This is a genomic window from Halomonas sp. LBP4 (genome assembly GCF_003202205.1).
GTDB lineage: Bacteria > Pseudomonadota > Gammaproteobacteria > Pseudomonadales > Halomonadaceae > Halomonas > Halomonas flagellata.
Map to the genome: position 1 here is coordinate 131082 of NZ_PDOG01000002.1, position 26861 is coordinate 157942.

Below are 26861 nucleotides of genomic sequence, written 5' to 3' on the forward strand. Positions count from 1 at the left end.
TCACAATTGCGATTGCCTGGTTTCCGTGCTGCCCATTCACTGCCAAGCCTTGAGTCCACCATGACAACGCCCTTCGTACATCTCCGCGTCCATACCGAATACTCCCTGGTCGATGGCCTGGTGCGGCTCAAGCCGCTGGTCAAGGCGGCGGTGGGGCAGGGGTCGCCGGCGCTGGTGGTCACCGACGAGGCCAACCTCTTCGGCCTGGTCAAGTTCTACAAGGGGGCCGAAGGCGCCGGCCTCAAGCCGATCATCGGTGCCGACCTGTGGCTGGCCAACCCCTACGACGAGGAGCACCCCTACCGACTGACCCTGCTGGCGATGAACGAGGTGGGCTATCGCAACCTCACCGAGCTGATCTCGCGGGGCTGGATGGAGGGGCAGCGCCAGGGGCGGGCCCTGCTCGACAAGGCCTGGGTGCTGGCGGCCAGCGAGGGGCTGATCGCACTCTCCGGCGGTCGCGAGGGCGAGATCGGCCGGCACCTGCTCACCGATCACCACGACGAGGCCCGGGCCCTGCTCGAGGAGTGGAACGCCGCCTTCCCCGGCCGCTTCTACCTCGAGCTGATCCGTACCGGCCGGCCGCTGGAGGAGGAGTGCGTTCACCTGTCGGTGGACCTGGCCCTCGAGACCGGCACCCCGGTGGTGGCCACCAACGACGTGCGCTTCCTCGAGCGAGAGGACTTCTGGGCCCACGAGACCCGGGTCTCCATCGGCGAGGGCAAGGCGCTGGACGACAAGCGACGCGAGCGGCGCTACACCGAGGAGCAGTACCTCAAGAGCCCCGAGGAGATGGCCGAGCTGTTCGCCGACATCCCCGAGGCGCTCGAGAACAGCGTGATGATCGCCGCACGCTGCAGCGTCGACGTGCGCCTGGGCGAGATCTTCCTGCCGGAGTTCGAGATCCCCGAGGGCATGACCCGGGACGAGTTCTTCCGCAAGATCTCCCACGATGGCCTCACCGAGCGCCTGGACTTCCTCTTTCCGGCCGACCGCTATCCCCGCGACGGGGCCGAGTACGCGGAGATCGACGCCCGCTACCGCAAGCGGCTCGACTTCGAGCTCGACATCATCATCCAGATGGGCTTCCCGGGCTACTTCCTGATCGTGATGGACTTCATCCAGTGGGCCAAGGACAACGACGTGCCCGTCGGTCCGGGGCGCGGCTCCGGCGCCGGCTCGCTGGTGGCCTATGCCCAGAAGATCACCGACCTCGACCCCATCGGCTACGACCTGCTGTTCGAGCGCTTCCTCAATCCGGAGCGGGTCTCGATGCCCGATTTCGACGTCGACTTCTGCATGGAGAAGCGCGACCGGGTGATCGACTACGTGGCCGAGCGTTACGGCCGCAACGCCGTGTCGCAGATCGTCACCTTCGGCACCATGGCCGCCAAGGCGGTGGTGCGCGACGTGGCCCGGGCCCAGGGCAAGCCCTACTCGCTGGGCGACAAGCTCTCCAAGCTGATCCCCTTCGAGGTCGGCATGACCCTGGCCAAGGCGATCGAGGCCGAGCCGGCGCTCAAGGAGTTCATCGAGGGCGACGAGGAGGCCGCCGAGATCTGGGAGATGGCGCTCAAGCTCGAGGGCATCACCCGGGGCACCGGCAAGCACGCCGGCGGTGTGGTGATCGCCCCCACCAAGCTCACCGACTTCTCGCCGCTGCTCTGCGACGAGGAGGGCAACGGCCTGGTCGTGCAGTTCGACAAGAACGACATCGAGGACGCTGGCCTGGTCAAGTTCGACTTCCTCGGCCTGCGTACCCTGACCATTATCGACTGGGCGCTGGAGATGGTCGACAAGGTCCGCGAGGCCGCCGGTGAAGGGCCGCTGGACATCGACGGCATCCCGCTCGACGACGCCCCGACCTTCGAGATGCTCAAGCGTGCCGAGACCACGGCGGTCTTCCAGCTCGAATCCCGCGGCATGAAGGAGCTGATCAAGCGCCTGCTGCCCGACTCCCTGGAGGACATGATCGCCCTGGTGGCGCTGTTCCGCCCCGGTCCCCTGCAGTCGGGCATGGTCGACGACTTCATCAACCGCAAGCACGGTCGCGCCGAGCTCGCCTACCCGCACCCGGACTACCAGCACGAGTTGCTCAAGCCGGTGCTCGAGCCCACCTACGGCATCATCCTCTACCAGGAGCAGGTGATGCAGATCGCCCAGGTGATGGCCGGCTACAGCCTGGGCCAGGCCGACCTGCTGCGCCGTGCCATGGGCAAGAAGAAGCCCGAGGAGATGGCCAAGCAGCGCGCCGGCTTCATGGAGGGGTGTGCCGAGAACGGCATCGACCGCGACCTCGCCGGCAACCTCTTCGACCTGGTGGAGAAGTTCGCCGGCTACGGCTTCAACAAGTCGCACTCGGCGGCCTATGCGCTGGTGTCGTATCAAACGGCTTGGTTAAAAGCGCATTACCCAGGTCCCTTCATGGCCGCGGTGATGTCCACCGAGATGGACAACCTCGACAAGGTGGTGCCGCTGATCGAGGAGTGCCGCCACCTCTCGCTCACGGTGACGCCGCCCGACGTCAACGTGGGGGCCTACAAGTTCACCGTCGACGTCGAGGGGCGGGTGGTCTACGGGCTGGGGGCCATCCGTGGCGTCGGCGAGGGACCCATCGGCGCCATCGTCGAGGCCCGCGAGGCCGAGGGCCCCTTCACCGACCTGTTCGACTTCTGCCGTCGCCTCGACCCCCGGCGCATGAACAAGCGCACCCTCGAGGCGCTGATCCGCTCGGGGGCGCTGGACTCCCTGGGGCCGAGCCGGGCGGTGCTCGCCGCCGCCCTGGACGACGCCTTGAAGGCCGCGGCCCAGAACCAGACCAACCAGAGCCTGGGCATGATCGACATGTTCGGCGAGGCCTTCGTCGACGAGGCGGCCGGGGATGCCTACGCCGACTACCTGACGGTGCGGGACTGGACCGACAAGGAGCGCCTGGCCGGCGAGAAAGAGACCCTGGGGCTCTACCTCACCGGCCACCCCATCGACGAGTACGAGAAGGAACTCGAGCGCTTCGTCTCCACCCGCATCAGCGATCTCAGGCCCTCGCGGGAGCCGCAACGGGTCGCCGGGCTGGTGATCGGGGTGCGCACCATGAAGTCCAAGCGCGGCGACACCATGGCCTTCGTCACCCTGGACGATCGCACCGGGCGCATCGAGGCCTCGCTGTTCGGCGAGCTCTATGACCAGCTGCGCGGCCAGATCGAGGCCGACCAGGTGCTGATCGTCGAGGGCGAGGTGTCCAGCGACGACTACTCCGGCGGCCTGCGCCTGCGCGGCAAGGAGGTCACCCCCATGGTGGCGGCGCGCACCCGCTACGGCCAGGCGGTGGAGCTGTCGCTGGACGGTGCCCGGGCCAACGGCCGGCTGGTCGACAGCCTGCGCGACAGCCTCGCCCCCTGGCGTGACGGCGGTGGCCTGCCGGTGCGGGTGCGCTACCGCAATGGCGAGGCCGTCGGCTGGCTGGAGCTGGCCGAGGAGTGGAAGGTCTCCCCCAGCGACGAGCTGCTGATCGCCCTACGCGAGGTGCAGGGGCAGGATGGGGTGCGGCTCAAGTATCGATAATCGGGCTGCGGGCTGCGGGCTGCGGGCTGCGGGCTGCGGGCTGCGGGCTGCGAACGGCAGGACAATCGCAGTTGCCCGAAGCGAGAGGCGCCGGGGATAGGCCGAAGAGGAGGTCATTTGCCAGGGATGGCAAATGTAGCGCCCACGGACGGGGTCACAGCGCCTCCTCGCAGGCCTGTCGCCGGAACAGCCTCGAGCGGTGCTGCCATCTGTGATAGTCCTGCAGCGAACGGGAGTCGCCTTGCGCCGCGCGTTGAGGGTGCGATAATGCCTGCCACTTCCATTCTTCGCGCCGGCCGCGCCCACGCGTGCGGGCGGTGAAACACCACAAGGCATCTGGCCAATGAATCCCAACTATCTCGACTTCGAACAGCCCATCGCCGAACTCCAGGCCAAGATCGAGGAGCTGCGCCTGGTCGGCAACGACAGCCAGGTCAACCTCAACGACGAGATCGGCCGGCTCGAGGAGAAGAGCCGCAAGCTCACCGAGTCGATCTTCAAGGACCTGACCCCCTGGCAGGTCTCCCAGCTGTCGCGCCACCCCCAGCGCCCCTACACCCTCGACTACCTCGAGCATGTCTTCACCGACTTCGACGAGCTCCACGGTGACCGCAACTTCGCCGACGATGCCGCCATCGTCGGCGGCGTCGCCCGCCTCGACGACCGCCCGGTGATGGTGATCGGCCACCAGAAGGGGCGCGACGTCAAGGAGAAGGTGCGTCGCAACTTCGGCATGCCGCGCCCGGAAGGCTACCGCAAGGCGTGCCGCCTGATGGAGATGGCCGAGCGTTTCAGGATGCCGGTGCTGACCTTCATCGACACGCCGGGGGCGTATCCCGGCATCGACGCCGAGGAGCGCGGCCAGAGCGAGGCGATCGCCTACAACCTGGCTGTGATGTCGCGCCTCAGGACGCCGATCATCGCCACCGTGGTGGGCGAGGGCGGCTCCGGCGGGGCGCTCGCCATCGGCGTGTGCGACGAGCTCGCCATGCTGCAGTACTCCACCTACTCGGTGATCTCGCCGGAAGGCTGCGCCTCCATCCTGTGGAAGAGCGCCGAGAAGGCCTCCGATGCCGCCCAGGCCATGGGCATCACCGCCGAGCGGCTCAAGGAGCTGGGCTTCGTCGACACCCTGATCGAGGAGCCGCTGGGGGGCGCCCATCGCCATCCGGTGACGACTGCCGAGCGGGTCCGGGCCTCGCTGCAGGAGAGCCTGGAGCGCCTCGACGCCATGGACAGCGAGGCGCTGCTCGAGCGGCGGTATCAGCGGCTGATGAGTTACGGTAGCCCGGCCTGAGTCGGGGTGATCCTTCGGGATTCTCGGTGGGTTGGCCAGTGATTGTCGGCAGGTCTCCAGCGCTGGCGGTCCCAATGGGGTCAGACCCCGGCGGGTGCTGGTTCGGCGGGCATGGAGTACTACGACAGGCAAGGCAACTTGGCCGGGGTCTGACCCCATTGGAGGCCTCCTCGGTGCTTCGTTCAAGAGCTCGCCATGTCCCTTCAGCTTCTTGTCGATGACGCCCTGGCACAGACCCCGCCGGGGCGTGTCGTCTGGGTGGCGCTCTCCGGCGGCCTCGACTCCTCGCTGTTGCTGACCCTGGCCGCCGATGCCTGCCGGCGCCACCCCCGACCCCTCCATGCCCTGCACGTGCACCATGGGCTGCAGGCCGCCGCCGACGGCTTCGAGGCCCATAGCCGCCGGCTCGCCGCGCGGCTCGGCGTGCCGCTCTTCATCGAGCGGGTCACCGTCGACCCGATGGATGGCCTGGGCCTCGAGGGTGCGGCCCGCGAGGCCCGCTACGCCGCCTTCGAGCGGCGCGTGGCGCCTGGCGAGACCCTGTGGCTGGCCCAGCACCGCGACGACCAGGCCGAGACCTTCCTGCTCGCCGCCCTGCGCGGCAGCGGGGTGCGCGGGCTCGCCGCGATGCCGCACCGGCGCGACCGGCGGGGGCGGCGACTCGAGCGCCCGCTGCTGGGACGACCGCGGGCCGAACTCGAGGCCGAGGCGGCCCGGCTGGGCCTCGCCTGGGTCGAGGACCCCTCCAACGCTGACACCACCCTGGATCGCAATTTCCTGCGCCGGACCGTGATGCCGCTGCTCGAGAGCCGCTGGCCCCGTGCCGGCGAGGCCCTGGCGTGCAGTGCGGCACGGGCCGGGGAGGCCGATGCGCTGCTCGAGGAGCTGGCCACCCTGGATCTCGAACGGCTGGGCGGCGAGGCCGGGCGGATGCCCACGGCGGGTCTGGCCGAGCTCTCGGCGGCGCGTCGGCGGTTGCTGATCCGGCATGCCGCCGGGCGCCTGGGGTTGCCGACGCCGCCGGCGAGACGCCTGGAGAGCCTGCTGGCGCAGCTCGGTGCGCGACCCGATGCCGAAGTGCGGGTGGCGTGGCCGGGCGCCGAGGCGCGACTCTGGCGGGGGCACCTCTACCTGCTGGCCCCCGTGCCGTCCCTGCCGGCCGGCTGGCAGGGCGACTGGAGCGGTCTCCCCCCCCTGGCGACGCCGGCGGGTGAGGTCGCGGTGGGCCTGGTGCGCGATGACGGCATGCCGGTGCGGCTGCGGGTGGCGCCACGCCGCGGCGGCGAGCGGCTGCGCCTGCCCGGGCGCGGTCGGCGGGATCTCAAGCGCCTGCTGCAGGAGCTGGGCCTGCCGCCCTGGGCGCGCGAGCGGCTGCTGGTGGTCCACCACGCCGGCGAGGCCGTGGCCGTGCTGGAGGCCGGGGAGGGGCGCTGGGTCGCGGTCGCCGAGGGCTGGCTCAGCGAAGGTCCAGGGTCAGCGGGAAGCCGGCCGCCTGCTGGTAGGCGGCCTCCTGTTCGAGGTCGGTGAGCAGCAGCGCCTGGTCGTCGCCGCCGTCGAGCCGCAGCCGCAGCCCATCGCCGCGGGCCTCGAGGCGCGGCGTGGCGGGAGGCCGCTCGGGACGGGAGTGGTTGAGCAGCACCGCCAGCCGCAGCAGCCGGGCCAGCCGGCCATGGGGGCGCTGCTCCGAGGCGGGCAGGGCCTGCCACTCCTTGTGCGGGAACTTGCGGCGGTGGGCGCGGACGAGAAAGGCCAGCAGCCGCTGCTCGGGCCGCGAGAACCCCGAGAGGTCGGCGTGTTCCAGCAGGTAGGCGCCGTGGCGGTGGAACTGGCTGTGGGAGATCGCCAGGCCGATCTCGTGGAGCCGGCTCGCCCAGCCGAGAAAGCATGCCTGGTCGTCGTCGAGCCCCCAGGGCTCGCGGATCTGCGCGAACAGGGCCCGGGCCGTCTCGGCCACGTTGCCCGCCTGGCGGGCATCCACGCCGTAGCTGCGCTCGAGGCCCGCCAGGGTCTTGAGCCGCGAATCCTCGGGGCTGTTGCGCCCGACCATGTCGTAGAGCACCCCTTCGCGCAGGGCGCCGTCGGCGTAGCGCATCTGCTCGAGCCCGAAGGCCTCGAAGATGGCGACCAGTATCGCGACCCCGGCGGGGAAGATCTTCGTCCGGTCGGCCTTGAGGCCCTCCATGGCGACCCGGTCGAGGCGCCGGCACCGGATGAGGTGCCGGCGCAGTTCGGCGAGTCCCTGGCGGGTGATCACCCCGTCGGGGGCGGCGCCCGCCGCGGCCAGCACAGTGGCGGCGGCCTTGATGGTGCCGCTGGAGCCCACCGGGTCGGACCAGCCCAGTTCCCGGTAGGGGCGGCGGATGTTGGCCAGCTCCGAGAGGGCGGTGAGTTCGGCGCGGCGCATGCGCTTCTCGCTGACCTCGCCGTCACCGAAGAAGCGGCGGGTGAAGGTCACGCAGCCCAGGCGCAGGCTCTCCAGGGCCAGCGGCTCGAAGCGCTCGCCGATGATGAACTCGGTGGAGCCGCCGCCGATGTCGACGATCAGCCGGCGGCCGTCCTCGGCCAGGGCGTGGGCGGCGCCCAGGTAGACCAGGCGCGCCTCCTCGCGACCGGCGACGATCTCGATGCGGCTGCCCAGCAGCGCCTCGGCGCGCTCGATGAAGGCCTGGCTGTTGGTGGCGTCGCGCAGGGCGTTGGTGCCTACCACCCGCAGGTGGCCGGGGGCGATGCCCTCGAGGAAGGGCGCGAAGCGGGCCAGGCACGCCAGGGCGCGCTGCATGGCCGGTTCGCTCAGCCGGCCCTCGGCGTCCAGGCCGGCGGCCAGCTGGACCTTCTCGCCGAGCCGGGCCACCACCTGCAGCCGGTCCTCCTGGTAGTTGGCCACCAGCAGGTGGAAGCTATTGGAGCCGAGATCGATGGCGGCGAGGCGTCGCGGGGCCGTTGCCGGCCGGCTCGCGAGCGCCCGAGGGCGGCGGGAGAGCCTGTCCGTGGGCTGGTTCATGCGGGTGTCCTTCGGTCGAGAAGTCAAGGGTGCGGGCGCCCTCGAGGCTTGTCAATTGTGGTGTCTCGTCTGGCGGGGGGCTTGCGTTTGTCCTCGCCCTTGACTAGTATCGAGGCGTTCGCCTGTTCCGAATGCTTCCCGACCGTTACACGGTGTCCCCGTATCGGTCAGTTTCCAAGTCGTCAGAAAGCCCACTGCGTCAGCGTGCAATCATGGCCGAGTTGCCGTGAGCCGTTGATCAGGCGAAAATGATGCTGCTCCCTCGAATCTGTCATCGCTGCGGTGACCCCTGTTCCGGTCGCCCACCCCCGGTCCGTACTGCCTGACGAGCCCCGCGATACGACGAGTGGATGCCTGCGAGGGCTCTGAACGCACTCACGCGGCGTAATCGTCTCGCCCCTGTCTTTCCGCATGGCGCACTGCCGCCCGGCTTCCAAGAGCAACTTCTGAACACACCGATGAATCTTACCGAACTCAAGCAAAAGCCAGTGCCGGAGCTGTTGGAGACCGCCCGAGAGATGGGCATCGACAACCTGGCGCGGTCCCGTAAGCAGGACATCATCTTCGCCATCCTCAAGAAGCATGCCAAGAGCGGCGAGGCCATTTACGGCGACGGGGTGCTGGAGATCCTCCAGGACGGCTTCGGTTTCCTGCGCAGTGCCGACAGCTCCTATCTCGCGGGGCCCGACGACATCTATGTGTCGCCCTCGCAGATCCGTCGCTTCAACCTGCGCAAGGGCGATTCCATTTCCGGCAAGATTCGTCCGCCGAAGGAAGGGGAGCGCTACTTCGCGCTGCTCAAGGTCAGCGAGATCAACTTCGACAAGCCGGAGAACGCCAAGCACAAGATCCTGTTCGAGAACCTCACGCCGCTGTTCCCCCAGGAGCGGCTGCGCATGGAGATCGGCAACGGCTCCACCGAGGATCTCACCGCGCGGATCATCGACCTGACCGCGCCCATCGGCAAGGGCCAGCGCGGCCTGCTCGTCTCGCCGCCCAAGGCGGGCAAGACGCTGATGCTGCAGAACATCGCCACCTCGATCACCCGCAACAACCCCGAGTGCCACCTGATCGTGCTGCTGATCGACGAGCGCCCGGAGGAAGTGACCGAGATGTCGCGCACCGTGCGCGGCGAGGTGGTGGCCTCGACCTTCGACGAGCCGCCGGCGCGCCACGTCCAGGTCGCCGAGATGGTCATCGAGAAGGCCAAGCGCCTGGTCGAGCACAAGAAGGACGTGGTGATCCTGCTCGACTCCATCACTCGCCTGGCGCGGGCCTACAACACCGTGGTGCCGAGCTCCGGCAAGGTGCTCACCGGCGGTGTCGACGCCCATGCCCTGGAGAAGCCCAAGCGTTTCTTCGGCGCGGCGCGCAACATCGAGGAGGGCGGTAGCCTGACCATCATCGCCACGGCGCTGGTGGACACCGGCTCGAAGATGGACGAGGTGATCTTCGAGGAGTTCAAGGGTACCGGCAACATGGAGGCGCACCTGGACCGCAAGCTGGCCGAGCGTCGCGTCTACCCGGCAATCAACATCCGCCGCTCCGGTACCCGCCGCGAGGACCTGATCGCCTCCGAGGACGAGATGCAGCGCATGTGGATCCTGCGCAAGCTGCTCAACCCCATGGACGACACCGCGGCCACGGAATTCCTCATCGACCGCCTGAAGGATACCAAGACGAACCTCGAGTTCTTCGAGGCCATGAAGCGCCGCTGATTCCGTAGCCTTGGCTCGCGGCTGGTGGAAGCGTCGGGGTGCTACCGCCGAGGCATCTTGGCGCGGGGTCGGGCGCCTGTAGAAAGACGCGGCTTACCCGGCGACAGGCCTGCGAGGGGGCGCTGTGAACCCCTCCCTGGGCGCTACCGATGCCATCCCTGGCATAGGACCCCCTCTTCGGCCTGTCCCCGGCGCTGCTCACCACCGGCGATTCAGCAGACGTATTGAAGGGGCATGCTATGCTGCCCCTTTCGTCGTTCCGGAAACGGGAAATGGAATGAAGTACAAGGACCTGCGCGACTTCATCGCGGCCCTGGAGGCCCGGGGGGAGCTGACGCGCGTCACCGCCGAGGTCGATCCCTACCTCGAGATCACCGAGATCTGCGACCGCACCCTGCGGGCCGGCGGGCCGGCACTGCTGTTCGAGAACGTCAAGGGCCACGCCATGCCGCTGCTCGGCAACCTCTTCGGTACGCCGCAGCGGGTGGCCCTGGGCATGGGCCAGGACAGCGTTGCCGCCCTGCGCGAGGTGGGCGAGCTGCTCGCCTTCCTCAAGGAGCCGGAGCCGCCCAAGGGGTTCCGCGACGCCTGGGACAAGCTGCCGATCTTCAAGCAGGTCATGAGCATGGGGCCGAAGACGGTGCGCTCGGCGCCGGTGCAGGCCCTGGCCTACGAGGATGAGGAGGTCGACCTCGACCGCCTGCCGATCCAGCACTGCTGGCCGGGCGACGTGGCCCCTCTGGTCACCTGGGCCCTGGTGGTGACCCGCGGACCGCACAAGCAGCGCCAGAACCTCGGCATCTACCGCCAGCAGAAGCTTTCGAAGAACCGCCTGATCATGCGCTGGCTCTCCCACCGCGGCGGGGCGCTCGACTTCCAGGAGTTCCAGCGGGCCCACCCCGGCGAGCCCTTCCCGGTGGCGGTGGCACTGGGCGCCGACCCGGCCACCATCCTCGGCGCGGTGACCCCGGTGCCGGACTCGCTCTCCGAGTACGCCTTCGCCGGGCTGCTGCGCGGCTCGCGCACCGAGCTGGTCAGGTGCGGCCATGCCGACCTGGAGGTCCCGGCGTCCGCAGAAATCGTTCTGGAAGGTTTCATCTACCCCGATGACATGGCGCCGGAAGGCCCCTACGGCGACCATACCGGCTACTACAACGAGGTCGAGCAGTTCCCGGTGTTCACGGTGACGCGCATGACCATGCGCGAGAACGCCATCTATCACTCCACCTATACCGGTCGCCCGCCCGACGAGCCGGCGATTCTCGGGCTGGCGCTCAACGAGGTCTTCGTGCCCATCCTGAGGCGGCAGTTTCCCGAGATCGTCGACTTCTACCTGCCGCCGGAGGGCTGTTCCTACCGCATGGCGGTGGTGACCATGAAGAAGCAGTACCCGGGCCACGCCAAGCGGGTGATGATGGGGGTGTGGAGCTTCCTGCGCCAGTTCATGTACACCAAGTTCGTGGTGGTGCTCGACGACGACGTCGACGCCCGCGACTGGAAGGACGTGATCTGGGCCATCACCACCCGCATGGACCCGGCCCGCGACACCGTGCTGGTCGAGAACACCCCCATCGACTATCTCGACTTCGCCTCACCGGTGGCCGGCCTGGGCTCCAAGATGGGGCTGGACGCCACCGGCAAGTGGCCCGGCGAGACCGACCGCGAGTGGGGCACGCCCATCGTCATGGACGAGGCCATCAAGGCCCGCGTCAGCGACCGCTGGAACGAGCTGGGCATCGCGCTTCCCCCCGACAACGACACGAGGCATTCATGACGGCAAGGACCCTGACCTGCCAGGTGACCGAGGTGGAGGATCTCACCCCCGACGTCTTCCGCGTCACCCTGGAAGGCCGTGCCGAGGCCGTGGCCCATGCGCCCGGCCAGTACCTGGAACTTAAGCTGGACGACGCGACCTGGGTCCCGTTCTCGATCGCCAACGCCCATGGCGGCGACGGCGTGATCGAGCTGCATATCCAGCACTGGCCGGAGCGCGCGAACTCGGCGCGGCTGCGCGAGATGGTCGGGGTGGCCGAACGGCTCACCCTGCGCCTGCCCGGCGGCGACTGCGTGCTCGACCCGGAGAGCGCGCGGCCCCTGCTGCTGGTCGCCGCGGGCACCGGCTTCGCCCAGATGAAGGCGATCGTCGAGGCGGCGCTGCATGAGGATCCCGAGCGTGAGATCGACCTCTGGTGGGCGGCCCGGGAGCATCGTGACCTCTACCTGGAGCGGCTGCCCCGGGCGTGGGCCGAGGCGCATGCGGGCTTCCGTTTCCATGTGGTCACCGAGGTGGTGCCCGAGGAGCCCGTGGAGGGCGAGCGCATCAGTGGCCACCGCGGTCGCATCGACCAGGCCCTGGCCGAGAACCTCGACGACATCGCCGGCCATGACGTCTATCTCTCGGGGTCGCCGGGCATGGTCTACGCCTGCGTCGACGTGCTGGCCTCGCTGGGGCTCGAGCGCTCTCGCGTTTTCTCCGATGTCTTCACCTATGCGCCCCGCGAGCCGCTGGTGCCGACGGTGGGCAGCCTGGTCCGGGAGGGGCGTGGATGAGCGCCTCGCCGATCCTGATCACCGGCGGTGCCCAGCGCCTGGGGCGCCACTGCGCCGAGCGCCTGCGCGACGATGGCCATCCGGTGATCGTCAGCTACCGCCGCGAGCGCGACGAGCTCGCGGCGCTGCGCGAACGGGGCATCGTCACCCTGCAAGCGGATTTCGCCAGCGAAGCCGGCATCCTCGACTTCATCGCCCGGCTCAAGGCGCACACCGGCGCGCTGCGGGCGATCGTCCACAACGCCAGCGACTGGGCGCCGGACGCCACCGGCGAGGAGGCGGGGGCCGACTTCGAGCGGCTGTTCCGCATCCATATGCTGGCTCCCTACCTGATCAACCTGCACTGCCGCGAGCTGCTCGAGGCGTGCAGCGAGCCCCAGCGCGACATCGTCCACCTGACCGATCATGTGGCGCAGACGGGCTCGAGGAAGCACGCCGCCTATGCCGCCACCAAGGCGGGGCTCGCCAACCTGACGCTCTCCTTCGCGACCATGTACGCCCCCTCGATCCAGGTCAACGCCATCGCGCCGTCGCTGATCATGCTGGGCGAGGGCGACGACGAGGCCTATGTCGAGAAGGTGAAGGCCAGGTCGGCGATGGGGATGATCCCCGGGCCGGGGGTGATCTACCAGAGCCTGCGCTATCTGCTCGACAATCGCTACGTGACCGGGGTGACGCTACCGGTCGATGGCGGACGACATCTCCGCTAGAATCTCCGCACCCTGACAACGCAACCCTCGCAGAAGGAGTGACAGATGGCCGGACATGACGAGAACTTCAAGGACGAGAGCGGCCTGCTGGCCGTGGTGATGGGCCTGGCGGTGCTGGTGGGCATGAGCGCACTGCCCGCCACCATCGGCTGGGTCCAGTTCTTCGCCTGAGCGGCGCGGAGGCCTTGCCAAATCCCCATCGACACGGCACGATGGGGGCATCGCTCAGGAGACGACCATGACGACGACCCACCCCGCTGCTTCCCGCTGCCCGAACGCCGCCCACGGCGTGATGGTCGCTGGTCGTGGTGGCGAGGGAAGGGACGACAGTGTCGCCGTGGGTCGTCGCTACTGGTTTGGATATTGGTTTAGCACCGGCGTGCCGGTGGCCATGTCCTGACGACAGACCGAGCAGAGACATCGTCGCGAGGCACGCCCCCCAGGGGTTGCCTCCACCTCAGAACCCCCGGACGGCAACCCCGCCCGGGGGTTCTGCTTTTCGGCACTGGACGACACACAGACCCGCATCGAGGAGACGCACCATGATCGCCACCATCGCCTACCAGCCCCGCTTCACGACCCTCGGCCGTGGCTATTACGGGGCCTGGCGATTTAGCGACGCGCGGTCGGTCCAGTGCGCCACCTCCGACCGTGGCACTACCGGTGGCATGCCCCCGATGTGTCCTGCGACACGATGTCTATCCGTTGCCCGGAGTTGAGCCATGACCGCCTCGCTAGCCACCGCGACCCCGAATGACACGGCCCGCCGTGTCCACCATCCTGTCCGGGCCCTGCCCACCGCCGGCGAGCTGCGCCGTGCCCTGCCGTTGCCCCCTGGCCTCGCCGAGCGCATCGCCGGCCAGCGCCAGGCCATCCGCGACGTCCTCGACGGCCGCGACGACCGCCTGCTGGTGGTGGTCGGCCCCTGCTCCATCCATGACCCCGAGGCGGCCCTGGCGTACGCTCGCCGCCTGGCCGAGCTGGCGCCGCGGGTCGAGGATCGCCTGCTGCTGGTGATGCGGGTCTATGTAGAGAAGCCGCGGACCACCGTGGGCTGGAAGGGGCTCGCCTACGACCCCGACCTGGACGGCAGTGGCGACATGGCGACCGGGCTGGAGCTCTCGCGCCGCCTGATGCGCGACATTGCCGGGCTCGGCCTGCCGGTGGCCACCGAGCTGCTGCAGCCGATGCTGGCCCCCTATCTCGACGACCTGCTGGCCTGGGTCGCCATCGGCGCCCGCACCACCGAGTCCCAGCTGCACCGGGAACTGGCCAGTGGCCTCCCGGCCGTGGTGGGCTTCAAGAACGCCACCAGCGGCGATGTCCAGGTGGCGCTGGACGCCATGAACGCCGCCGCCCATCCCCACCGCCACTTCGGCCTCGACCCCGAGGGGCGCCCGGTGGTACGGGAGACGGCGGGCAACGCCCACACCCACCTGGTGCTGCGCGGCGGCCACGGCGGACCCAACTACCAGGCGCCCCACGTGACGGCGGCACGCCAGGCCCTGGAGCAGGCCGGCCTGACGCCGCGGCTGATGGTCGACTGCAGCCACGCCAATGCGCGCAAGGACCACCGCCGCCAGGGCGAGGTGATGCGCGACGTGCTGGCCCAGCGCCTGGCCGGCGAGTCGGCCCTGTGCGGCCTGATGGTCGAGAGCCACCTGCACGAGGGCAAGCAGCCGCTGGCCCCGGGCCGGCTGCGCTACGGGGTCTCGGTCACCGACGCCTGCCTCGGCTGGGAAACCACCGAGCAGCTGCTGCTTAGCGCCGCGGAGCGTCTACGTTAAACCTCGAGGCTGATCCGGCGACAGGTCTACGAGGGGGCGCTGTGAACCCGTCCCTGGGCGCTACCGACGCCCTGCTTCGCTCTCGCGTCCCGCTTCGCTTGCAGGTCCGGTGCTGGCCATCCTTGGCCAGCCCGTTCGGAGGAATCCTCCTCACCCATGGCGTAGGACCCCCTCTACGACCTGTCCCCGGCGCCTCTCACCCTGGGAGGCAATAGCCTTGCAGCAGGTTGGCTGCACTGTACCCCGGGTGGCGATGTCGGGATAATGCCGTCGATTCACGACTCGTCACCCGGAGGCCCCCATGCCGTTCCAGTTCGAAGACCACGACCCCGAAACCTATCGCCGCAAGGGCCGTTTCATCAGCCTGGCCATGGCCGGCCAGCTGATCGTCTTCGGGCTGGTGTTCTCGCAGCTGCTGACCACCGCCTTTGGCTCCGGCTTCTGGCTCAATGCCCTGGGGGTGTTGCTGGGGCTGTTCGCCACCAGTCTGGTGTTCGCCGTGCTGCGCGAGCGCCCCTGGATGACCGAGGTGCGCTATGTCTGGCAGCTCAAGCACCACCTCTCGCGGGTCAGCGGCTACCTGCCGGCGCTGCGGCGCGCCGTGGCGGAAGACAACGACACGGCGCTGGCGGTGCTCTCCTTCTACCACCAGGGCATGGCCCAGCTCGCCGAGCTCAATGGCCGTACCCTGGACGACGACGCCGAGCTGCTCGCCGAGCGCGAGACCGTCAGGCTCGCCCGCCGGGAGAAGGGGTTGCCCGAGCGGGTCGACGGCTTCGATCCCGAGGACCTGCGTGCCTTCCAGCGCGGCTAAGCCCTGGTGGCGTAGGCGTAGAGCAGCGTCTCCTGGGCGCTGATCGGGGCCTCGTCGTCGGGCTGCTGCTTCAGGTAGCTGCCGTCGGACTGCAGCAGCCAGCTCTGGCAGTTATCCACCAGGTAGGTCTCCAGGTCCTTGCGTACCCGGGCGGCGAGCTTCTTCTCCAGTAGCGGAAAGCCGACCTCCACCCGGTGGAACATGTTGCGTGCCATGAAGTCGGCGCTGGAGCACCAGGTCTCCGGCGTGCCGTCGTTGTGGAAGTGGAAGACCCGGGTGTGTTCGAGGAAGCGGCCGATGATCGAGCGCACCCGGATGGTCTCCGAGATGCCGGGAATGCCCGGTCGCAGGCAGCACATGCCGCGGATGATCAGGTCGCACTCAACGCCGGCCCGTGAGGCGCGGTAGAGCGCCTGGATCAGCCTGGGCTCGGTCAGCGAGTTGCACTTGACGATCAGATGGGCGTGCCGGCCCCGGCGGGCATGCTCCGCCTCGCGCTCGATCATCGCCACCAGCCGCTCGTGGAGGGTGAAGGGGGCGTGCAGCAGGGTCTCGATCCGTCGGGTCCGCCCCATGCCCGAGAGCTGCTGGAAGACCCGGTGGACGTCCTCGCACAGCCCGGGGTGGGCGGTGAGCAGGCTGTAGTCGGTGTAGAGCCTGGCCGTCCTCGAGTGATAGTTGCCGGTGCCCAGATGGGCGTAGTGACGCAGCTTGCCGCGCTCGCGGCGCACGATATGCATCATCTTGGCGTGGGTCTTGTAGGCCATGACGCCGTAGATGACGATGGCGCCGGCTTCCTGCAGCCGCGAGGCCAGGGCCAGGTTGTCGGCCTCGTCGAAGCGCGCGCGCAGCTCGATCACCACCGTGACCTCCTTGCCGTTGCCGGCCGCCTCCACCAGCGCATTGACGATGGGCGAGTCGGAACCGGTACGGTAGAGGGTCTGCTTGATCGCCAGCACGTCGGCGTCGCGGGCCGCCTCGGCGAGCAGTTCCTCCACGGGGGCGAAGGACTGGAAGGGGTGGTGCAGCAGGATGTCGCCCTCGGCGATGGCAGCGAACCGGCTGACATCCTTCTTCAGGTTCCTGGGCAGGCCCGGCGTGAACGGCCGGTAGAAGAGCTCCGGCCGCTCCACCTCCCCGAGCACCGACATCATGCGCGTCAGGTTGACCGGGCCGTCGACCCGATAGAGGTCGCTCTCCTCGAGGGCGAACTGGCCGAGCAGGAAGCGCGCCAGCTCGTCGGGGCAGTTGGTGGCCACCTCCAGCCGCACCCCGCTGCCGTAGCGGCGTGCCAGGAGCTCACCGCGTAGCGCCGAGGCGAGGTCCGAGACCTCCTCCGGGTCCACCGAGAAGTCGGCATTGCGGGTCAGGCGGAACTGATAGCAGCCGCGTACCGTCATGCCGGGAAAGACCTCCCCGGCATGGGCATGGATCATCGACGAGAGGAAGACGTACTCGCTGAAGCCCTCCTCGCAGAGTGCGGCGGGCAGGGCGATCACCCGGGGGAGCGAGCGCGGCGCCGGCAGGATGGCCAGGCCGCCCTCGCGACCGAAGGCGTCCTTGCCCTCCAGCTCGACGATGAAGTTGAGGCTCTTGTTGACCAGCCGCGGGAAGGGGTGGGACGGATCCAGGCCGATGGGACTGACCACCGGCATGATCTCGGCGTCGAAGGTGTCGCGGACCCAGGCCCGCTGGGCGTCGGTCCATTCGTCGCGGCGCCGGAAGCGCAGCCGGTGGAGCGCCAGCGCGGGGAGCAGCTCATCGTTGAGAATCCGGTACTGGCGCGCCACCTGCTCATGGGCGATCCGGGAGATATCGGCGAGCACCGAGCGTGGCGAGCGCCCGTCGGCGCCGCTGGCATCGTCCCCCAGTGCCACCTGGTTCTTCAGCCCGGCCACGCGGATCTCGAAGAACTCGTCCAGGTTGGAGGAGAAGATCAGCAGGAACATCAGTCGGTTGAGCAGCGGATGGGCCTCGTCCAGCGCCTGCTCCAGCACCCGGATATTGAACTGCAGGTGCGACAGCTCGCGGTTGAAGTAGAGGCCCGGATCGGCGAGGTCGGCCTGCGGGTCGGGGATCGCCCTGGGCTTGATCCCGGTGCGGGTCTGGTTCAGCCGGGGGGCGGGCTGCTCGGCCGTCGTCTCACTGGCCGGGGGCTCGCCGGCCGGGGACTCGGACGGCGAGGCACCGGGGTGAGCCTGGGTGTCGGGACTGCGCGGGTCTTCCATCCTGTCTCCTGGTGTCGATGGAAGGGCCCGCGCTGCCGCGACCGGGCCCCACCCTCACTGGGCGAGCAGCCTGGCTGCCCGCTTGGCGAAATAGGTCAGCACGCCGTCGGCGCCGGCGCGCTTGAAGCAGAGCAGCGACTCGAGGATGACCTCGTCGGCGTCGAGCCAGCCGTTGTCGAAGGCGGCCATGTGCATGGCGTACTCGCCGCTGACCTGGTAGGCGAAGGTCGGGACGCTCAGCTCGTCCTTGATGCGGCGTACCACGTCGAGATAGGGCATGCCGGGCTTGACCATCACCATGTCGGCACCCTCGGCGAGGTCGAGGGCCACCTCGTGGAGCGCCTCGTCGCCGTTGGCCGGGTCCATCTGGTAGGTGGTCTTGTCGGCACGGCCCAGGTTGGCGGCGGAGCCCACCGCATCGCGGAAGGGGCCGTAGTAGCGCGAGGCGTACTTGGCGCTGTAGGCCATGATGCGGGTATTGACCAGGTGCTCCTGCTCGAGCACCTGGCGGATGGCCCCGATGCGCCCGTCCATCATGTCCGAGGGGGCCACCACATCGGCGCCGGCCTCGGCGTGGGAGAGCGCCTGCTTGAGCAGGGTCTCGACGGTGCGGTCGTTGTGCACGTAGCCGTGCTCGTCGAGGATGCCGTCCTGTCCGTGGCTGGTGTAGGGGTCCAGGGCCACGTCGGTGATGAGGCCGAGCCCGGGGGCGGCGTCCTTCAGGGCGCGCACGCTGCGCTGGACCAGGCCCGAGGCGTTGTAGGCCTCCTCGGCCATTTCGCTCTTCAGCGAGGCATCGACCACCGGGAACAGCGCCAGGGCGGGAATGCCCAGTTCATGGGCCTCGCGGGCCTCCTCGATGAGCAGGTCCAGCGATAGGCGCTCGACGCCGGGCATGGAGGGCACGGCCTCCCGCTGGCCCTCTCCCTCCAGCACGAACACCGGCCAGATCAGGTCGGCGGGGGTCAGCAGCGATTCGCGCATCAGGCGGCGCGAGAAGTCGTCACGACGCATGCGGCGCAGGCGGGTGGCGGGGAACTGGCGTGTGGTCATGAAGCTCAAGGCATGTCTCCAGCGGTGGGGACGGGACCGCCACAGGCTCAGGGTGGCGGACGAGAGTGACGTTACGATGACAGGGAGTCGTTGCCTTGGAGTATATCAGCGCGGCCCTGCGCCGAAAGTCGTGCCTTGTCGCACCCCGGGCGACTCTCTAAAGTGTTGGGTTCGGATTATCGGGTCTGCTCGTCGGCAGGCGCATACCTTCAAGGAGATAGGCATGAGCAAACAGGTGGCGGTCATCCTCTCGGGCTGCGGCGTGTTCGATGGCTCGGAGATCCACGAGACCACCCTGACCCTGCTGCGCCTCGATCAGCTGGGCATCGGCTATCGCTGCTTCGCTCCCGACATCGCGCAGCACCACGTCATCGACCACCGCAGTGGCGAGGTGGCCGAGGGCGAATCGCGCAACGTGCTGGAGGAGTCGGCGCGACTGGCCCGGGGCGAGATCTCCCCGCTGGACGAGCTCGAGGCCGGTGACTTCGACGCCGCGATCCTGCCGGGGGGGTTCGGCGCCGCCAAGACCCTCTCGACCTTCGCCGCGGCCGGCGACGAGATGGAGGTGCTCGGCGAGCTGGCCGAGGTGCTTGCCGGCTTCCGCGAGGCGCGCAAGCCGATAGGCCTGATGTGCATCAGCCCGGTGCTGGTGCCGCGACTGCTGGGCCCCGGGATCGCCGTGACCATCGGTCACGACCCCAGTGTGGCCGGGGCGATCAGTGCCATGGGCGGGCTGCACCGCAGCTGCGGTGTCGAGGACATCGTGGTCGACTTCGAGAACCGGGTGATCACCACCCCGGCCTACATGCTGGCGACCCGCATCAGCGAGGCGGCCACCGGCATCTTCAAGCTGGTCGATCGCCTCGACGAGATGATGGACCTCTGACCCGGGCTTCGCCCTGGAGCTGTAAGCCAATCCGGCTGCGCCGGGAGCTGTAAGCTATAAGCCGTCAGCTGTAAGTTAAACCTCCAGGGCATTGAGCCTTGGGGGTTTTCTTATGGCTTACAGCTTAAAGCTTATGGCTTACAAGTCGTCGTCCGCGGCCTTGCGCCGGCGCACCAGGCGCCCGAACAGCAGCCCCACCTCGTAGAGCAGGTACATGGGCACCGCCAGCAGGCTCTGGGAGATCACGTCCGGCGGGGTGAGCAGCATGCCCACCACGAAGCAGCCGAGGATGACGTAGGGGCGCTTCTTCGACAGGCTCTCCACCGTGGTGGCCCCGGAGAGGATCAGCAGGAAGGTGGCGATGGGGATCTCGAAGGCCACGCCGAAGGCGAAGAACAGCTTGAGCACGAAGTTGAGATACTGGTTGATGTCGGTCATCACCGCCACGTCCTCCGGCCCGGTCTGGGTGAAGAACTCGAACAGCAGCGGGAAGACCACGTAGTAGGCGAAGGCGGCACCGGCGTAGAAGAGCGCCACGCTGGAGGCCAGGATTGGCAGCGCCAGGGCCTTCTCGTTGTCGTAGAGGCCGGGGGCCACGAAGGCCCAGGCCTGGTGCAGCACGTAGGGAATGGCGATGAACACCGCCAGCACCAGGGTCAGCTTGAAGGGGGCCAGGAAGGGCGAGGCGACCTCGGTGGCGATCATCTGGGAACCTTCCGGCAGCAGCGCCATCAGCGGCTGGGCCACGAAGGTGTAGATGTCGTTGGCGAAGGCATAGAGCCCGAGGAAGATCACCAGGATCGCCACCACGGCGCGTATCAGGCGCGAGCGCAGCTCGATCAGGTGTTCGATCAGCGGGGCCTGGTTCTGCTCCTGGGAGTCGCCGGTCTTGCTCATCGGGAAGTGGAGTCCTTGTCGGCAGCGTCGGCAGGTTCATCGGCGGGCGGATCGAGGCGTGCCCGGGCCAGGGCGTCGTCCAGGCGCTTCTCGGGCGGTTCGCTGGGCGCCTCGTCGCCCGCCTCCGGGCGCTCGGGCCCGGGAGCCCGACGCAGCTCGTCGGCCGCCTGGCCGGGCTCCGGCTCGGCGATGCTTTCCACATCGCGCTTGACCTGCTTGACGCTCTCGTCGAGCTTCTTCTGCTGCTCGTCGAGCTTCTGACGCAGTTCCTCGGCCTCGAGCTGGGCACTGATCTCGCGCTGCATGCCGGAGACGGTACGCTTGATCTTGCCGATCCACAGCCCCAGGGTGCGCGCGGCCTTGGGCAGGCGTTCCGGGCCCAGCACCAGCAGGCCCACCACGCCGATGATCAGCAGTTCGAGAAAGCCCATATCGAACATGGCGGCTTACTTGCGCTCTTCCTGGTCCTCGACCTTCCGCTCGGCCTTGACGTCATAGGTGTCACCCTCGTCGTCATGGCTCACCTTGGCCTGGGGCTTGTCCGCTTCGTTCTCCTTGTCCTTCTCGTCCTCGTGCATGGCCTTCTTGAAGCCCTTCACGGCGCCACCCAGGTCGCCGCCGACATTGCGCAGCTTCTTGGTGCCGAAGATCAGGATGATGATGCCGAGTACGATCAGCAGCTGCCAGATACTGATACCACCTAACATAAGTCGTTCCTCTGGTTGGGGGCTACGGGAAGACCCCGGAATGGCCAGTTCGTTCTATCGTTGCCTTGCGGCCTTCTCGTCGTGTCCGGAGACGCCGAAGCGGCGGGCCAGCTCGTCGAGCACCGCCCGGTGATCGAGATCCAGGTGTGCCAGCATCACCAGGCTATGAAACCACAGGTCGGCCGTTTCGGCGATCAATGCTTGCCGCTCGGCGTCGCCGCCATGCTCGGCATCCTTGGCGGCCAGTAGGGTCTCGGTGGCTTCCTCGCCCACCTTCTCGAGTATCTTGTTCAGGCCCTTGTGATGCAAGGCGGCGACGTAGGAATCCTGCGGGTCTGCCTGGCGCCGTTGATCCAGGACAACCTGGAGGCGGTCGAGAATATCGCTCATGGGGAAGGTTCCATTGCTGTGGGTGGACGTTAGGCATTGTCCGAAAACTGTCTGCGCTCGGCCATACGGCGTTAAAAATCAGCTCAAAGTACTCATTTACACCCCGTAAACTCCGCTTTGGACTCGCGACATCCCTGTCGCTCGCTCTTCGAGCAGCGGAGCTGCCCAAATCGTCAATCCTGACGATTTGTCGCTGATTTTTGCCTGGTCTGACCATCGCTCGTCGACTTTTCAGACAGTGCCTAGTGCCAGGCCAGCAGCAGCACGCCGATGGCGGCGGCGGCCACCACCGGCCAGGGCTGTCCCGCGGCCCATTCGGTCAGCGGCTGCCAGGCCAGCGCCATGACCAGCAGCAGCAGCCCCAGCCGCAGGCGGCGACGGCTGCTGCCCTGGCGCTGCAACAGGCTGCGGATGCCGCTCATCGCCTCGGCCTGGCGGTGGCGCTGCCGGTGTTCGTGCTCGACGCGGCTCAGCGCCTGGTGGGCCAGCACCGGCAGTTCCGGTAGCTGGCGCGTCAGCTCCGGTGCCTGGCGCTTCAGCGAGTCCCAGAAGCCGCTGGCGCCGGCCCGCTCCTTCATCCACTGCTCGAGATAGGGCTTGGCGGTGCGCCACAGGTCCAGGTCCGGATAGAGCTGGCGCCCCAGCCCCTCGATATTGAGCAGGGTCTTCTGCAGCAGCACCAGCTGCGGCTGCACCTCCATGTTGAAGCGCCGGGCGGTCTTGAAGAGTCCCAGCAGCACCTGGCCGAAGGAGATGTCCTTGAGTGGCTTCTCGAGGATCGGCTCGCAGACGGTGCGGATCGCCGCGGCGAACTCGTTGGCCCGGGTATTCTCGCCGACCCAGCCCGATTCGATATGCAGCGCGGCCACCTCGTAGTAGTCCTGGTGGAAGAAGGCCAGCAGGTTGCGCGCCAGGTAGTCCTGGTCCTCGCGGGTGAGGCTGCCGACGATGCCGCAGTCGATGGCGATGTACTGCGGGTCATGGGGGCGCTCGAGGGCAACGAAGATATTGCCCGGGTGCATGTCGGCATGGAAGAAGTTGTCGCGGAACACCTGGGTGAAGAAGATCTCCACGCCGCGCTCGGCGAGCTTCTTCAGGTCGGTGCCCTGGGCCACCAGGGCCGCGGTGTTGGCCACCGGCACCCCGTGGATGCGCTCCTGCACCATGACCCGCCCGCGGGTCAGCTCCCAGTGGGTCGCCGGCACGAACAGCAGTGGCGAATCCTTGAAGTTGCGCTTGAGCTGGGAGGTGTTGGCGGCCTCCTTGGTCAGGTCGAGCTCGTCGAACAGGGTCGCCTCGTAGTCGCGTACCACCTCGACCGGGCGCAGTCGGCGCGCCTCCGGGATATGCTTGAGGACGCTCGCGACGCGGTACATCAGTGCCATGTCCTGGCGCATCACCCGCTCGATGTCGGGGCGGATGATCTTGACCACCACGTCCTCGCCACTGTGCAGCCGCGCGGCGTGGACCTGGGCGATGGAGGCCGAGGCGAGCGCCTCGGGCTCGAAGTGCGCGAAGGCTTCGTCGATGGACATGCCGAGCTCCTCTTCCACCCGGGCCCGGGCCTGGGCGCCGGGAAAGGGCGGCACCTGGTCCTGTAGCCGGCGCAGCTCGTCGGCGATGTCCTCGGGCAGCAGGTCGCGTCGGGTCGAGAGCACCTGGCCGAACTTGACGAAGATCGGGCCCAGCGCCTCGAGGGCCAGGCGCAGGCGCTCGCTGCGCGAGCGCGGGCCGATCGGTACCAGGCGCAGCGGCGAGAGCGTGAACAGGGTGCGCAGCCACCAGGGCAGCCGGTCCAGCGGCAGCAGGGTGTCCAGCCGGTAACGGGTGATCACCCAGAAGATGCGCAGCAGCCGCAGGCTCATCATGGGCGGGTCCCCCCGTCGACCAGGCGGCGGTGCAGTCGGGCGAGGCGTGCCTCGAGGCGGTCGGTGGTGACCTCGAGCTCGGTGAGGTGGTCGCGCAGCACGGCGAGCTGGTGACGCCCGGGCAGCAGTCGCGCCTCCTCGAAGACATACTCGGCGAGGTCGGCGCGGAGCTCGTCGCGGGTGCGCAGGCCCCAGCGGGTGACCCCGCGCAGCCCCTCGGCGAGGCTGTGGGCGGGCATGTCGCCGAGCCAGCGGGCCAGCTCGCCCTCCCAGTCCAGGTCGAGGTCGAGCAGCAGGTCGCGGGTCGCCTCGAGCAGGTGGATGCGCCCACGCACCGCGAGCTTGCCCTGGAACATCAGCCGCTCGATGGACGCACCGCCGAGCAGCTCGCCGGCGGTCTCGGCATCGAGCTCGACGACGGCGTCGTAGTCCGCTTCGGTGGCGTCGTCCGGGCGCAGCAGGTCGAGGCCATGGGCATGGAAATGGATGGCCAGCGCCAGGCTGGGGCGCTCGAGCCGCAGCAGGATGCGGTGGCCGGCGAGGCGTGCCAGCCTGCCGGGGGCGGCCGGGTCGCGGGCGAGCAGGGCGTTCAGGGTGCGCTCGAGGCAGGCCAGTATCAGCATTATAACTTGATGCCGCGGTGCAGGGCGACGATGCCGCCGGTGAGGTTGGTGTACTCGACGCGCTCCAGGCCGGCGGCTTCCATCATGCCCTTGAGGGTCTCCTGGTCGGGGTGCATGCGGATCGACTCAGCCAGGTAGCGGTAGCTGTCGCCGTCGCTTGCCACCAGCTCGCCCATCTTCGGCAGCAGGCGGAAGGAGTACTCGTCGTAGGCGCGGTTGAGCAGGGCGCTGCGGGGCTTGGAGAACTCCAGCACCAGCAGCCGGCCGCCGGGCTTGAGCACCCGGGCCATGGAGCGCAGGGCGGCGTCCTTGTCGGTGACGTTGCGCAGGCCGAAGGCGATGGTGATGCAGTCGAAGGTGTTGTCGGGGAAGGGCAGGGTCTCGGCGTTGGCCTGGACATACTCGACGTTGCCGCCGACCCCGTGGTCGAGCAGCTTGTCGCGGCCGACCCTGAGCATGGATTCGTTGATGTCGGCCAGCACGACCCGGCCGCGGGGACCCACCAGGCGCGAGAACTTCAGCGTCAGGTCGCCGGTGCCGCCGGCGATGTCGAGCACGCTGTGGCCGGGGCGCACGCCGGCGCGCTCGATGGTCAGGCGCTTCCACAGGCGGTGGATGCCCAGCGACATCAGGTCGTTCATCACGTCGTAGCGGGCCGCCACCGAGTGGAAGACGTCGGCCACGCGGGAGGCCTTCTCCTCGACCGGGACTTCCTGATAGCCGAAGTGCGTGGTGCGCTTGTCGCTGGGGCTCATGCCGTGGGGCTCCCGAATCGCTGCGGTTGTCGACAGGCCAGCCGGCCTCGAATGCGCGATATTGTAGCCTCAGGCGGCCGCCGCTGTCTTGACGCCGGTCCTTTACAACTGCTTGATCTCTATTCCAAGCGGCTCGCGGCTGGCGCCGGCCTCCTCCAGCCGCCGCAGGTAGTCGGCCCAGTTGGCCTCCCGGTCACGGATCAGCGCATGGAGGTAGTCCCAGCTGTAGAGGCCACTGTCGTGGCCGTCATCGAAGTGCAGCTTGAGCGCGTAGCGCCCGGCCTGGGTGATGTTCTTCAGGCCGACGTGCTTCTTGCCCACCTGCAGGGTGGCGGTGTCGCCGCCGTGGCCGCGCACCTCGGCGGAGGGGGAGAAGACCCGCAGGTACTCCACCGACAGCCGGTAGCTCTCGCCGCCCTCGTAGGTGAGCTCGAGCTCGCGGTCCTTCTTGTGGTAATGCACGCGGGTCGGGATAGGGGCTGTCATGATATGGCTTCCGGTTCGGGCGTTGGGGGCGCGCGGCTACCCCGGCGACAGGCCTTTGCGGAGGCGCTGTGAACCCCTCCCTGGGCGCTACTTTTTCCATCCCTGGAAAAAGACCTCCGCTACGACCTGTCCCCGGCGCCGCGCAGCCCGTTGCCCTTTCAGCTTAAGGCTTACGGCTCGAGGCTTCGAGCTTACGGCTGGGGTTAGAGGATATACCGCGACAGATCCTCGTCCATCGCCAGTTCGCCGAGCTGGGAGTCCACATAGGCGGCGTCGATCGCCAGTGGGGTGCCGATGTCGGCGCCCTTGAACGAGGCCTCCTCGAGCAGGCGTTCCATCACCGTGTGCAGGCGGCGGGCGCCGATGTTCTCGGTGCCTTCGTTGACCTTCCAGGCGATCTCGGCGATGCGCTCGATACCATCCGCGGTGAACGAGATATCGAGTCCCTCGGTGGCCAGCAGTGCCTGGTACTGCTTGGTCAGCGATGCCGAGGGTTCGGTGAGGATGCGCTTGAAGTCGTCGGGGGTCAGCGCATTGAGCTCGACGCGGATCGGCAACCGGCCCTGCAGCTCGGGGATCAGGTCCGAGGGCCGCGACAGGTGGAAGGCGCCGGAGGCGATGAACAGGATATGGTCGGTCTTGACCATGCCGTACTTGGTCGAGACCGTGGAGCCCTCGATCAGCGGCAGCAGGTCGCGCTGCACGCCCTCGCGGGAGACCTCGCCGCCGCTGGACTGGCCGCTGCCCTTGGCCACCTTGTCGATCTCGTCGAGGAAGACGATGCCGTTCTGCTCCACCGCCTCGATGGCGCGGTGCTTGATCTCCTCCTCGTTGACCAGCTTGGCGGCCTCCTCGTCGCGCAGCAGGGCGAAGGCGTCCTTCACCGCCACGCGGCGGGTCTCGGTCTTCTGCTTGCCCATGCCGGCGAACAGGCTCTGCAGCTGACTGGTCATCTCCTCCATGCCCGGTGGGGTCATGATGTCGATACCCGGGCCCTGGGGGGTGATCTCGACATCGATCTCCTTGTCGTCGAGCTGTCCCTCGCGCAGCTTCTTGCGGAAGAGCTGCCGGGTCGAGCTGTCCTGGCGAGGGGCGTCCTCCTGGCCGCGGGGCGGCGGCAGCAGGGCGTCGAGGATGCGGTCCTCGGCGGCGTCCTCGGCGCGGTGGCCCACCTCTTCCTTGGCCTGTTCGCGCACCAGCTTGATGGCGGCCTCGGTCAGGTCGCGGATGATCGACTCCACGTCGCGGCCCACGTAGCCCACCTCGGTGAACTTGGTGGCCTCGATCTTGATGAAGGGGGCTCGGGCGAGCTTGGCGAGGCGGCGGGCGATCTCGGTCTTGCCCACCCCGGTGGGGCCGATCATCAGGATGTTCTTGGGCGTGACCTCTTGGCGCAGGTCGCCCTCGAGCTGCATGCGGCGCCAGCGGTTGCGCAGGGCGATGGCCACGGCGCGCTTGGCGTCCTGCTGGCCGATGATGTACTGATCCAGGGCGTGGACGATCTCGCGGGGGGTCATCTGGGTCATGGTG

The 26861-nt window shown here is 68.4% G+C and carries 24 protein-coding genes; 12 read left to right on the top strand and 12 right to left on the bottom strand.

Going from position 1 to position 26861, the window contains the following annotated elements; genetic code table 11:
• Nucleotides 1-60 precede the first annotated feature (60 nt).
• The 3 genes from dnaE (at nucleotide 61) to tilS (ending at nucleotide 6385) form a co-directional block, all read left to right on the top strand.
• Complete coding sequence (gene dnaE, locus CR157_RS07665) at nucleotides 61-3561, top strand: DNA polymerase III subunit alpha (RefSeq protein ID WP_110282970.1); 3501 nt, start codon at nucleotides 61-63, stop codon at nucleotides 3559-3561.
• Between the two features lie 343 nt (nucleotides 3562-3904).
• Complete coding sequence (gene accA, locus CR157_RS07670) at nucleotides 3905-4858, top strand: acetyl-CoA carboxylase carboxyl transferase subunit alpha (RefSeq protein ID WP_110282971.1); 954 nt, start codon at nucleotides 3905-3907, stop codon at nucleotides 4856-4858.
• Nucleotides 4859-5053: 195 nt separating this feature from the next.
• A complete protein-coding gene (tilS, locus tag CR157_RS07675; protein ID WP_110282972.1) occupies nucleotides 5054-6385 on the top strand; it encodes a tRNA lysidine(34) synthetase TilS in 1332 nt (443 codons plus the stop codon).
• Here the strand turns inward: tilS and ppx are convergent.
• On the bottom strand, nucleotides 6315-7859 hold the full coding sequence (ppx, locus tag CR157_RS07680) for an exopolyphosphatase (protein WP_110282973.1): 1545 nt from the start codon (nucleotides 7857-7859) through the stop codon (nucleotides 6315-6317). The two genes, tilS and ppx, sit on opposite strands and share 71 nt — an antisense overlap.
• A gap of 458 nt (nucleotides 7860-8317) precedes the next feature.
• Between ppx and rho the strand changes: the two genes are divergently transcribed.
• The 8 genes from rho (at nucleotide 8318) to CR157_RS07710 (ending at nucleotide 15438) form a co-directional block, all read left to right on the top strand.
• The gene (gene rho, locus CR157_RS07685; protein ID WP_110282974.1) at nucleotides 8318-9577 is read left to right on the top strand and encodes a transcription termination factor Rho; all 1260 of its coding nucleotides are present in this window, start codon (nucleotides 8318-8320) and stop codon (nucleotides 9575-9577) included.
• Nucleotides 9578-9854: 277 nt separating this feature from the next.
• The gene (ubiD, locus tag CR157_RS07690) at nucleotides 9855-11351 is read left to right on the top strand and encodes a 4-hydroxy-3-polyprenylbenzoate decarboxylase (protein WP_110282975.1); all 1497 of its coding nucleotides are present in this window, start codon (nucleotides 9855-9857) and stop codon (nucleotides 11349-11351) included.
• Nucleotides 11348-12127: an NAD(P)H-flavin reductase gene (locus tag CR157_RS07695; protein ID WP_110282976.1), complete on the top strand. Its 780-nt coding sequence runs from the start codon at nucleotides 11348-11350 to the stop codon at nucleotides 12125-12127. Before ubiD ends, CR157_RS07695 begins: the two co-directional genes overlap by 4 nt.
• Entirely contained in the window at nucleotides 12124-12837 is a 714-nt protein-coding gene (folM, locus tag CR157_RS07700) for a dihydromonapterin reductase (RefSeq protein WP_110282977.1), read from the top strand. Before CR157_RS07695 ends, folM begins: the two co-directional genes overlap by 4 nt.
• Nucleotides 12838-12882: 45 nt before the next feature.
• Entirely contained in the window at nucleotides 12883-13008 is a 126-nt protein-coding gene (locus CR157_RS22995) for a hypothetical protein (RefSeq protein WP_258364101.1), read from the top strand.
• Between the two features lie 67 nt (nucleotides 13009-13075).
• A complete protein-coding gene (locus CR157_RS22565; protein ID WP_181422002.1) occupies nucleotides 13076-13237 on the top strand; it encodes a hypothetical protein in 162 nt (53 codons plus the stop codon).
• A 322-nt stretch (nucleotides 13238-13559) separates the two neighbouring features.
• Complete coding sequence (locus CR157_RS07705; protein WP_110282978.1) at nucleotides 13560-14624, top strand: 3-deoxy-7-phosphoheptulonate synthase; 1065 nt, start codon at nucleotides 13560-13562, stop codon at nucleotides 14622-14624.
• A gap of 301 nt (nucleotides 14625-14925) precedes the next feature.
• On the top strand, nucleotides 14926-15438 hold the full coding sequence (locus CR157_RS07710; RefSeq protein ID WP_110282979.1) for a DUF3087 family protein: 513 nt from the start codon (nucleotides 14926-14928) through the stop codon (nucleotides 15436-15438).
• On the opposite strand, the gene ppk1 is transcribed toward CR157_RS07710, so the two are convergent.
• Together ppk1 and hemB are read right to left on the bottom strand one after the other, a co-directional pair.
• Nucleotides 15435-17666, bottom strand: coding sequence for a polyphosphate kinase 1 (gene ppk1, locus CR157_RS07715; protein WP_110282980.1), 2232 nt, complete (start codon nucleotides 17664-17666; stop codon nucleotides 15435-15437). The two genes, CR157_RS07710 and ppk1, sit on opposite strands and share 4 nt — an antisense overlap.
• Nucleotides 17667-17720: 54 nt before the next feature.
• Nucleotides 17721-18719, bottom strand: coding sequence for a porphobilinogen synthase (gene hemB / locus CR157_RS07720; protein ID WP_373681017.1), 999 nt, complete (start codon nucleotides 18717-18719; stop codon nucleotides 17721-17723).
• A gap of 223 nt (nucleotides 18720-18942) precedes the next feature.
• Here hemB and elbB point away from each other — a divergent pair, with 223 nt between their 5' ends.
• Nucleotides 18943-19605: an isoprenoid biosynthesis glyoxalase ElbB gene (elbB, locus tag CR157_RS07725; protein ID WP_110282982.1), complete on the top strand. Its 663-nt coding sequence runs from the start codon at nucleotides 18943-18945 to the stop codon at nucleotides 19603-19605.
• A 138-nt stretch (nucleotides 19606-19743) separates the two neighbouring features.
• Here elbB and tatC read toward each other — a convergent pair whose 3' ends face one another.
• From tatC to hslU, 9 genes are all read right to left on the bottom strand, one after another.
• Nucleotides 19744-20502 (bottom strand): twin-arginine translocase subunit TatC, encoded by a 759-nt coding sequence (tatC, locus tag CR157_RS07730; RefSeq protein WP_110282983.1) that lies wholly within the window; start codon nucleotides 20500-20502, stop codon nucleotides 19744-19746.
• Entirely contained in the window at nucleotides 20499-20942 is a 444-nt protein-coding gene (tatB, locus tag CR157_RS07735) for a Sec-independent protein translocase protein TatB (protein WP_110282984.1), read from the bottom strand. The genes tatC and tatB overlap by 4 nt, the downstream gene beginning before the upstream one ends.
• A 6-nt stretch (nucleotides 20943-20948) precedes the next feature.
• Nucleotides 20949-21209 (bottom strand): Sec-independent protein translocase subunit TatA, encoded by a 261-nt coding sequence (gene tatA / locus CR157_RS07740; RefSeq protein WP_102627011.1) that lies wholly within the window; start codon nucleotides 21207-21209, stop codon nucleotides 20949-20951.
• 54 nt (nucleotides 21210-21263) lie between these two features.
• Nucleotides 21264-21599, bottom strand: a complete 336-nt coding sequence (locus tag CR157_RS07745) for a phosphoribosyl-ATP diphosphatase (protein ID WP_110282985.1) — start codon at nucleotides 21597-21599, stop codon at nucleotides 21264-21266.
• 242 nt (nucleotides 21600-21841) lie between these two features.
• On the bottom strand, nucleotides 21842-23464 hold the full coding sequence (ubiB, locus tag CR157_RS07750) for a ubiquinone biosynthesis regulatory protein kinase UbiB (protein ID WP_110283454.1): 1623 nt from the start codon (nucleotides 23462-23464) through the stop codon (nucleotides 21842-21844).
• Nucleotides 23464-24090 carry a ubiquinone biosynthesis accessory factor UbiJ gene (locus tag CR157_RS07755; RefSeq protein ID WP_110282986.1) on the bottom strand — a complete coding sequence of 209 codons (627 nt, stop codon included), beginning with the start codon at nucleotides 24088-24090 and terminating at the stop codon, nucleotides 23464-23466. The genes ubiB and CR157_RS07755 overlap by 1 nt, the downstream gene beginning before the upstream one ends.
• On the bottom strand, nucleotides 24090-24845 hold the full coding sequence (gene ubiE, locus CR157_RS07760) for a bifunctional demethylmenaquinone methyltransferase/2-methoxy-6-polyprenyl-1,4-benzoquinol methylase UbiE (RefSeq protein ID WP_110282987.1): 756 nt from the start codon (nucleotides 24843-24845) through the stop codon (nucleotides 24090-24092). The genes CR157_RS07755 and ubiE overlap by 1 nt, the downstream gene beginning before the upstream one ends.
• A gap of 102 nt (nucleotides 24846-24947) precedes the next feature.
• Nucleotides 24948-25331: a gamma-butyrobetaine hydroxylase-like domain-containing protein gene (locus tag CR157_RS07765; protein ID WP_110282988.1), complete on the bottom strand. Its 384-nt coding sequence runs from the start codon at nucleotides 25329-25331 to the stop codon at nucleotides 24948-24950.
• A 203-nt stretch (nucleotides 25332-25534) separates the two neighbouring features.
• A complete protein-coding gene (gene hslU, locus CR157_RS07770; protein ID WP_110282989.1) occupies nucleotides 25535-26857 on the bottom strand; it encodes an ATP-dependent protease ATPase subunit HslU in 1323 nt (440 codons plus the stop codon).
• Nucleotides 26858-26861 lie beyond the last annotated feature (4 nt).